This window comes from Veillonella sp. oral taxon 780 str. F0422, assembly GCF_000221605.1.
Lineage (GTDB): Bacteria > Bacillota > Negativicutes > Veillonellales > Veillonellaceae > F0422.
Map to the genome: position 1 here is coordinate 18,284 of NZ_AFUJ01000012.1, position 9,040 is coordinate 27,323.

A 9,040-nucleotide genomic window follows, 5' to 3' on the forward strand; every position below is an offset into this window, starting at 1 on the left:
AGGTGCACTATGGATATTCGTGGATTTGAAGTAGTGTCTGCTTTTGAAGGGCAAGGCATCAATTTGCCGAAGCGTAAGACTTCTGAAAGTGCAGGCTATGACATTGAATGTGCAGAATCTGTTGTGGTAGGTCCTAAGGAAACGGTATTGATTCCTACAGGACTGAAAGCGTTCATGCATTATGATGAATATTTGGCGATCCACGTTCGCTCGAGCATGGCTATTAAACGAGGTTTGATGCTCACAAATAGTACAGGGATTATTGACTCTGATTACTATAACAATGAAGATAACGAAGGTCATATTATGATTGCTGTGTACAATATCACAGATGCTCCTGTTGCCTTGGAAAAAGGGGAACGAGTAGCACAAGGTATCTTCTCTAAATACTTACTGACCAATGATGACGATGCACGGGGTATTCGTACGGGTGGTATCGGTAGTACAGGAAGTAAATAACAACATATACTAGGGAATGTAACAACATTTCTTTCACTAGAGAGTTTTAAGACGTAGTCTTAGGACTCTCTAGTTTTTTATGAAACTATACTTTCATAGAAAATGCTATGACCTATGAGGGGTACACATTGAATTTCATTGTTAAAATGGAGTATAATATAGCTTGATATAGTCTATCCTAAGGAGGATGAACCGTGTTTACATATGCAAAACAACAATGGGAATTAGGTAAAAGAATCTATGGATATCATAGCTGGCGTGAAAAACGACGTATTTTTTTATTCACTGCCCGTTCCTATAAAAATAAATCTCAGTTGAAACAATTGGAAGCCTATTTTGAACACTACTATAGCTATCCAAATTTGTTACAAGATCAAGAAGGTATTTGGGAGATTATTAATCGTGTATTCTTGTATAAGGAATCTACGGCTCAAGAACGATTAAACTGTATTACACAACATTTTGATATGCTACCGAAATATGTGACAGACGATGCGATTCGATGCTTGTACAGTCCCTCTGAAAGTGGAATTAGTTTATGGCATTCTGAAGAATTAGCTTTAGAAGCTACCTTACAATATATGCCGGGACAACGTAAAGAAGGACTGCTAAGTTTGCTCTTAACCTACGAAGGGGATGGAATTTATCATATCAACTTCCGATTAGGTGTGGATCCATCGGGACAACCATGTATTTGGGTTGGTACTATACAAGGCTATAAAGAGGGCTTAGATAAGGCGAAGAAGCTAACGAAAACAATGCATGGATATCGTCCTAAAAATTTTATGTTCTTTCTATTACGTCAATTAGCCACTTGCTTAGGTATTGAGACCTTGTATGCAGTGTCCGATGAAGGATTCTATACGAATACGCATTTGATTCGTTTCAATCGTCATAAATTAGTGAAATTTGATGACTTTTGGGAAGAATTAGGGGGACATGTATGGGAACAAGACTCTCGATTCTTTGTGATTCCTTTAGAAGAGGAACGGAAAACCTACGAAACAGCGAAAACACATAAACGAAATATGTATCGCAAACGCTATGAAATGTTAGATACTTTTATAGAAGAAGTTCAACAGCAAGGAAAGACTTTCTTGCGCAACCAATAGGAGGATACGGTATGAAATGTCCTTATTGTCATCATGATGAAATTAAAGTGACAGATTCACGGTCTACGGATGATAATAATATTCGTCGCCGTCGGGAATGTATGAGCTGCGGAAAACGCTTTACGACCTATGAAGTCATTGAAGATTTACCGATCATGGTGATTAAACGAGATCAGAAAAAAGAATTATTTGATCGATCTAAATTGATGAATGGCTTGTGGAGATCTTGTAGTAAACGAGGCATTTCCACAGATCAATTGGAATCGATTGTAAATGAAACAGAAAAACAAATTCGCATGGAAGTAGAGCAAGAAGTGACTACGGAGCGAATTGGTGAAATTGTATTGTCCTTGTTGAAAGATGTAGACCAAGTTGCCTACGTGCGATTTGCCTCCGTCTACCGACAATTTAATAATGTAGAAAGTTTCCTACAAGAATTACACGATTTATTGGACAATCATGGAAAGGATACAACACATGAGTGAGTTACATCCAGTTATTAGTGCCCGCTTTTCAGATCATGTAGACACATTGAGTGCTACCTATGAAGTGATGGGTGTTATTGAAGCTATGGCGGAGCGTTGTAAGGCAGCGCTGGCAGCAGGCAATAAAATTTTATTTTGCGGTAATGGTGGATCCGCTGCAGATTCTCAGCACTTAGCGGCAGAATTAGTGGGACGCTTTCAGAAAGAACGCCGTTCCTTAGCATCCATTGCGCTGACTACAGATACGTCTATTTTGACAGCTGTAGGTAATGATTATGGGTATGATGAAGTATTTGCACGTCAAGTGAATGGACTAGGCCGTTCTGGGGATATTTTAATCGGTATTTCTACATCTGGGAATAGTAAAAATGTAGTGAAAGCAGTAGAGTCTGCCCGTAATATCGGTATGCATACCTTTGCATTTACAGGTGAAGGTGGTGGAAAGATGGCAGAATTATGTGATTTAACGTTTGCAGTGCCATCAAAAGTGACAGCCCGCATTCAAGAAATGCATATTTTAGCGGGTCATATTTTATGTGAATTGGTGGAAGAAGACTATGCCTAATCGTACATTACAATCGTTTTTGCTTCGTGATTTACCACAGTTACAAGTAGGGGTTATTGGAGATTGCATGTTAGATCGCTATATTTTTGGTGATGTAAGTCGCATCTCTCCAGAATCTCCGGTGCCTGTGAATTTAGTCCAACGTGAAACGGAAGTTTTGGGCGGTGCCGCTAATGTGGCGAATAATTTAGCGCAATTAGATTGCCAAGTGCATATGGCATCCCGGATTGGCGATGATACACATGGTAAAATTGTACGCCAACTATTAGCGGATAATGGCATCCAAAGTACGGGCGTTTTTACAGAAGATTCTATTCCGACCACAACCAAAACACGTATTTTAGGGGGACAACAGCAAATGATTCGCTTAGATTATGAAGTGAGTCAGCCCTTGTCCAGTGATAGTGAAACAGCGATACTTGCTTGGCTAGATGAGTTGTTACACAAAGGATTACAAGGTCTTGTGATTTCCGATTATGGGAAAGGGATTTGCCAACCATCCTTGCTAAGCCAAGTATTCAGTAAAACTCGAGCTGCTGGGATTATGACTATTGTGGATCCAAAAGGTTCTGATTGGTCAAAATATAATGGTGCTACTTGCATTACTCCTAATGTGAAGGAACTTAGTGAAGCTGTAGGTTATGAAGTGCCCAACACAGATGAAGAAGTTGTGAAGGCAGCGCACCATATTTTACATAAGATGGAACTAGATTTCATCATTGTTACTCGTTCGGCTAAAGGGATTACCTTAGTTCGTAAAGATGGCAATGTATGGCACAATGCAGAGACAAAACAGCAAGATGTATTTGATGTGAGTGGTGCTGGTGATACGGTAGTGGCTATGATGCTTACTACATTAATTGCTGGCTTATCTATCCGAGCTGCTTTAGTGGCAGCCAATGCAGCAGCGGGTGTAGTAGTGTCTAAAGTTGGTACATATCCGATCCATCGTCAAGAACTATTAGATTTATTGTCTTCTATGAAAGCTAAAAAAGAAGATAAAGAAAGTGTCTATTCTGTAGAAGCATTAGCCCAAAAGATCCGGTTTTGGCAAGATCGGGGCGAAGTGGTTGTCTTTACGAATGGGTGCTTTGATATTTTACATCGTGGTCATTTGACCTACTTGAAAGAAGCAGCTAGACTGGGTGATCATTTGGTGGTGGCCCTCAATTCAGATAGTTCTGTGCGCCGTTTAAAAGGGGATAGTCGACCTATCAACCATGAACTAGATAGAGCTTTGTTGATGAGCTCTTTAGGTTTTGTCGATGGTGTAGTTCTTTTTGAAGAAGATACACCAGCAGAGGTGCTTTCACAGTTGCGACCAAATATATTGGTCAAAGGTGGAGATTACAAGCCAGAAGAGGTGATTGGCAAAGAGTTTGTAGAAGAAGTGCAAATTTTGCCATTCCAAGATGGATATTCTACAACAGGAATTATTAAACATATTCAAGAATTAGTAAAGGAAGGAAAATTATGATTATTGTTACAGGTGGTGCTGGGTTTATTGGATCCAATATTGTAAAGCAGTTGAATAATAAAGGACGTAATGACATTTTAATCGTTGATGATTTGACGGATGGTCGTAAAATCAAAAATATTGAAATGTTGGATTTTGCTGACTATATTGATTATGAAGATTTTGATATTGCGGTAGAGCAAAATACTTTCGATTGTGGTCCCATCGAAGTAGTATTCCACGAAGGTGCTTGTACAGACACTATGGATTATGATGGCAGATACATGATGAAAAATAACTATGAAGGGTCTAAAAATCTCTTTCATTATTGCCAAGAACGCCGAGTTCCTTTTATCTATGCCTCTTCTGCATCTACCTATGGACATGGTAGCAATGGATTCCGTGAAGATCCAGCCTGCGAACAAGCATTAAATCCATATGCGTATTCTAAACTACTATTTGACCGCTATGTAGCAAAATTTAGAAATCAATTACAATCTCAATGTGTGGGCTTACGCTATTTCAATGTCTTTGGACCGAATGAAACACATAAAGATAAGATGGCATCTTTGGTACGCCAAATGTATTATAAATTGATGGAAACCGGTGAAATCACTTTGTTCAAAGGTATCGATGGATATGGTGACGGTGAGCAAACCCGTGATTTTATCTATGTAAACGATGTGGTAAATGTGAATTTCTATTTCTGGGAACATCCTGAAATTAGTGGTGTATTCAACTGTGGTACAGGTCATGCTCATACATTTAATGAGTTTATGAAAGCTGTTATTTCCTTTGCAGGAAAAGGAGAGATTCGTTATATCGATTTCCCAGAAGTATTAAAGGGTAAATACCAAAGCTATACGCAAGCAGATACAACAAAATTGTTAGCTGCTGGCTATGATAAAGGATTTACACCATTAGAACAAGCAGTCCATGAGTATTGTGCGTTATTACGTGATAATGAAGGGTATGTAAAATAATGGAAACTAGAAATGTATTATTTTTAGATCGTGATGGGGTTATTAACGTGGATGTAGGATATTTGAGTAATCCTGCACAATTACAATTTATTCCTGGTGCTATTGAAGCTATGAAAGAAGCCCAAACACGTGGGTATGATATCATTGTGGTCACAAACCAAAGTGGTGTGGCCCGTGGTTATTATACAGAGGAAGACGTGCAAGCGTTACATGCTGAAATGTCTCGCCGTTTGGAAGCAGAAGGTGTACATATATTAGCCTACTATTACTGCCCACATCATCCAGAAGGATCTGTGGCAGAGTACACGAAAGACTGTGATTGCCGCAAACCAAATCCTGGTATGTTGACGAAAGCAATTCAGGACTGGAATGTAGATGTGGATGGTAGCTTCCTAGTCGGTGATAAACCATCTGATGCGCAGGCTGCTGAGTCCATTGGCATGCGTGCGTACCCATTTGAAGAAGACAACTTAATGACATTCTTAGAGCCTATTTTTGCCTGGGAAGAAGGCAGAAAGCTATTGGGGCTGTAATGGTAGAACGAACACTTGTATGAGGCACCTCATAAGGTGTTCGTTTTCTTGTAGTGTAAGAAAAGTTACATTTTATGATTGACGGAATAGCTGATTTGTACTACTCTATACGAGGAACTAACTGTATAGTCTGTATCAAGAAGAACAGAACTGAGTTCCATTTTTTAGTATTGGTTCGACTTATATCCTAAGGGAATAAGAACGGAGGAAAACATGGAAAAAGAAACAGCGTTGCAAACACAACCATCGCAAAAATTTACGGTACGTCAATTAACGATTATTGGCTTATTGGCAGGGATTACGATTGTACTTGGCATGACAGGATGGGGCTTTGTGCCAATCCCACCAATTAGTGGGACCATCTTGCATATTCCAACCCTTTTAGGTGGTATCGTAGAAGGTCCTAAAGTGGGGATGTCAGTAGGGTTCTTATTTGGTGCTTACAGTATGGTACGAGCGTATATGTCACCGAATGTTTTATCTTTCGTGTTTATGAATCCAATCATTTCTATATTACCAAGAATGTTGATTGGTTTAGTAGCAGCGTTGGTATATATGTACTTGCCAGTTAAGGTAAGAGCTATCCGTATTGGTGTAGCCGCTTTCTTAGGAAAAGTCACAAGTACTATCCTTGTATTGACTGGTATTTATACAATCTATGGTGTAGAATTTGCAAAGGCAACACACATTTCACAAGAAGCTGTATTTGATGTGGTGATGGGTATTGCATGGTCTCATGGTATTCCAGAAGCACTATTAGGAGTAGCCGTTGTAACACCTGTGGCACTAGCTGTCATCAAAAATTTAAATGATAATGAAATTGAGTGTATAGACTGCTCATGCATTCAAGTACGGATTTTTTAAATCGGATATAATCAAGAAGTGAATTAGCAAAGACTGATCACTTCTTGTTTTTTTATGTGTTAGGAGGAGTATACTCATGAATTGGAAAAACGATTAATCTACTTTGTGGGTGATAAACCTTCTGATGTACAGGCTGCTGAAGCGATTGGAATGCGTGCCTATCCATTTGAAGAAGAAAATCTAATGACATTCCTAACACCTATCTTCGCTTGGGAAGAAGGCAGAAAATTGTTAGGGCTGTAAGATAATAACGAACACTTTTATGAGGTGCCTCATAAGGTGTTCGTTTTTTTGTAGGTCTACAATACATGTTGGGACAAGTAGTCGCTACATTTGACAAAGAGCATGTTTATAACTGTAAGAAAAGTTACATTTTATGATTGACAGAACCGCTGATTTGTACTACTCTATACGAGGAACTAACTGTATAGTCTGTATCAAGAAGAACAGAACTGAGTTCCATTTTTTAGTATTGGTTCGACTTATATCCTAAGGGAATAAGAACGGAGGAAAACATGGAAAAAGAAACAGCGTTGCAAACACAGCCATCGCAAAAATTTACGGTACGTCAATTAACGATTATTGGTTTATTGGCAGGGATTACCATTGTACTTGGTATGACAGGGTGGGGCTTTGTGCCAATTCCACCAATTAGTGCTACTATCTTGCACATTCCAACTATCTTAGGTGGTGTTGTGGAAGGGCCTAAAGTAGGTATGTCAGTAGGTTTCTTATTCGGTGCGTACAGTATGGTACAAGCTTACATGGCGCCTAATATTTTATCCTTTGCATTTATGAATCCTATTATTTCTGTATTGCCAAGAATGTTGATCGGTTTAGTGGCAGCGTTGGTGTATATGTATGTACCAATTAAGGTGAAAGCCATCCGTATCGGCTTAGCTGCATTCTTGGGAACAGCTACTAATACAATCCTTGTTATGACTGGTATTTACACAATTTATGGTGTAGAATTTGCAAAAGCTACACATATTTCACAAGAGGCAGTATTTAATGTTGTGATGGGTATCGTATGGTCTCATGGTATTCCAGAAGCCTTGTTAGCAGTAGCTGTTGTAACACCAGTGGCAATTGCGGTGATCAAGAAGTTTAAATGATAATGATATTGAGTGTATAGACTGCTCATGCATTCAAGCACGGATTTTTTAAATCGGATATAATCAAGAAGTGAATTAGCAAAGACTAATCACTTCTTGTTTTTTATGTGTTAGGAGGAGTATACTCATGAATTGGAAAAAACGATTAACCTATTTTGTACTAGGAGCTACTATGGTGGCTACTGCAGTAGGTATTGCTGGGTGTGGCAGTGATACAAAACAAGCAGCACCAGCTGAAAAAATGAAGGTCGTTACTACCGTGTTCCCTGTATATGATGTAGCGAAACAAGTAGGGGGAGACAAAGTTGATGTGACTTTATTAGTACCTCCAGGAGCAGAACCACATGATTGGGATCCAACTGCAAAAGATTTAAAAGAAATTGGTACTGCTAAAGTGTTCTTATATAGCGGTGCAGGTTTGGAACCAACAGAAAAGATTTTAGAAAAAGATGTGCTACAAAAAGCGCAACCTGTAGAATTGTCTAAATCTGTTACTTTGTTGCCAGCTCCAGATGAAGATGAAGACGAACATGATCATGACAAAGATCATAAAGATGACAAAGATCATAAAGACGACAAAGATGACCATAATAAAGCTCAAAAAGAAGATAAACATGAGCACGAACATGAACATGGCGAGTTTGATCCACATGTATGGTTAGATCCAATGAATGTTGCTAAAGAAGTAGATGCCGTTGTAGAAGCCTTCTCTAAAGCAGACCCTACGAATGCAAAATACTATGAAGCTAACGGCAAAGCATACAAAGAAAAATTACAAGCTTTGCATGCTAAATATGAAGAATTTGGTAAAACACAACACGACAAACATTTAGTAGTTAGCCATATGGCATTTGGGTACTTAGCAAACGCATACGGTTTTGAACAATTGGGTATTATGGGAGTATCTCCAGATGCTGAACCAACACCAGAACGCATGGCAGATATCGTGGCTTTCATCAAAGAACATAATGTAAAAGCAATCTTCAGTGAAGAATTGGTAAGCCCTAAATTGGCTAATGCTATCGCTGCTGAAACTGGCGTAAAAGTGTATGTATTAAACCCTGCAGAAGGTTTAACAGAAGAACAAGCACAAAAAAATGTGACATACCTTGACATCATGGAAGAAAACCTTAAAACATTGAAAGAAGCGTTAGCTCACTAATTCCTATGCCTTTTGCTTGCTTGAAACGGTATTAGATGATAATATAATAGAGTAAGTTTGTGCTTAGGAGGAATGAAGATGTCTAAACGTATTCGTACAATTAACACTGAATCCCTACAAAAAACTGCTAAAACAGGCGGCTGCGGCGAATGTCAAACATCTTGCCAATCTGCTTGCAAAACTAGCTGTACAGTAGGTAACCAAGTGTGCAAACAAAAATAATCATTCGATTAGCAATAAGCTGTTCACCATATGGTGGGCAGCTTATTTGCTTTATATTACTTCTAGGATTATACTAAAAGTGTT

The 9,040-nt window shown here is 38.8% G+C and carries 12 protein-coding genes; all 12 read left to right on the top strand.

Going from position 1 to position 9,040, the window contains the following annotated elements; genetic code table 11:
• The first annotated feature begins 9 nt into the window (after positions 1-9).
• The 12 genes from HMPREF9200_RS01530 to scfA all read left to right on the top strand — a co-directional run bounded on the left by HMPREF9200_RS01530 (position 10) and on the right by scfA (position 8,956).
• Positions 10-459 carry a deoxyuridine 5'-triphosphate nucleotidohydrolase gene (locus tag HMPREF9200_RS01530; RefSeq protein ID WP_009353037.1) on the top strand — a complete coding sequence of 150 codons (450 nt, stop codon included), beginning with the start codon at positions 10-12 and terminating at the stop codon, positions 457-459.
• Positions 460-653: 194 nt separating this feature from the next.
• Positions 654-1,571 (top strand): DUF535 family protein, encoded by a 918-nt coding sequence (locus HMPREF9200_RS01535; protein WP_009353028.1) that lies wholly within the window; start codon positions 654-656, stop codon positions 1,569-1,571.
• Between the two features lie 11 nt (positions 1,572-1,582).
• Positions 1,583-2,056, top strand: a complete 474-nt coding sequence (gene nrdR, locus HMPREF9200_RS01540; protein WP_009353036.1) for a transcriptional regulator NrdR — start codon at positions 1,583-1,585, stop codon at positions 2,054-2,056.
• On the top strand, positions 2,049-2,621 hold the full coding sequence (gene gmhA, locus HMPREF9200_RS01545; RefSeq protein ID WP_009353038.1) for a D-sedoheptulose 7-phosphate isomerase: 573 nt from the start codon (positions 2,049-2,051) through the stop codon (positions 2,619-2,621). Before nrdR ends, gmhA begins: the two co-directional genes overlap by 8 nt.
• Positions 2,614-4,098, top strand: coding sequence for a D-glycero-beta-D-manno-heptose-7-phosphate kinase (rfaE1, locus tag HMPREF9200_RS01550; protein ID WP_009353035.1), 1,485 nt, complete (start codon positions 2,614-2,616; stop codon positions 4,096-4,098). The genes gmhA and rfaE1 overlap by 8 nt, the downstream gene beginning before the upstream one ends.
• On the top strand, positions 4,095-5,060 hold the full coding sequence (gene rfaD / locus HMPREF9200_RS01555; protein ID WP_009353041.1) for an ADP-glyceromanno-heptose 6-epimerase: 966 nt from the start codon (positions 4,095-4,097) through the stop codon (positions 5,058-5,060). The genes rfaE1 and rfaD overlap by 4 nt, the downstream gene beginning before the upstream one ends.
• Positions 5,060-5,593: a D-glycero-beta-D-manno-heptose 1,7-bisphosphate 7-phosphatase gene (locus tag HMPREF9200_RS01560; protein ID WP_009353053.1), complete on the top strand. Its 534-nt coding sequence runs from the start codon at positions 5,060-5,062 to the stop codon at positions 5,591-5,593. Before rfaD ends, HMPREF9200_RS01560 begins: the two co-directional genes overlap by 1 nt.
• A 213-nt stretch (positions 5,594-5,806) precedes the next feature.
• Positions 5,807-6,457, top strand: coding sequence for an ECF transporter S component (locus tag HMPREF9200_RS01565; protein WP_009353049.1), 651 nt, complete (start codon positions 5,807-5,809; stop codon positions 6,455-6,457).
• Positions 6,458-6,538: 81 nt separating this feature from the next.
• The gene (locus tag HMPREF9200_RS08515) at positions 6,539-6,700 is read left to right on the top strand and encodes a hypothetical protein (RefSeq protein WP_009353045.1); all 162 of its coding nucleotides are present in this window, start codon (positions 6,539-6,541) and stop codon (positions 6,698-6,700) included.
• Positions 6,701-6,972: 272 nt separating this feature from the next.
• A complete protein-coding gene (locus tag HMPREF9200_RS01570; RefSeq protein ID WP_009353027.1) occupies positions 6,973-7,572 on the top strand; it encodes an ECF transporter S component in 600 nt (199 codons plus the stop codon).
• Positions 7,573-7,699: 127 nt separating this feature from the next.
• Complete coding sequence (locus HMPREF9200_RS01575) at positions 7,700-8,734, top strand: metal ABC transporter solute-binding protein, Zn/Mn family (RefSeq protein WP_009353031.1); 1,035 nt, start codon at positions 7,700-7,702, stop codon at positions 8,732-8,734.
• Between the two features lie 78 nt (positions 8,735-8,812).
• Positions 8,813-8,956 carry a six-cysteine ranthipeptide SCIFF gene (scfA, locus tag HMPREF9200_RS08255; protein WP_009353042.1) on the top strand — a complete coding sequence of 48 codons (144 nt, stop codon included), beginning with the start codon at positions 8,813-8,815 and terminating at the stop codon, positions 8,954-8,956.
• Positions 8,957-9,040: the final 84 nt, after the last annotated feature.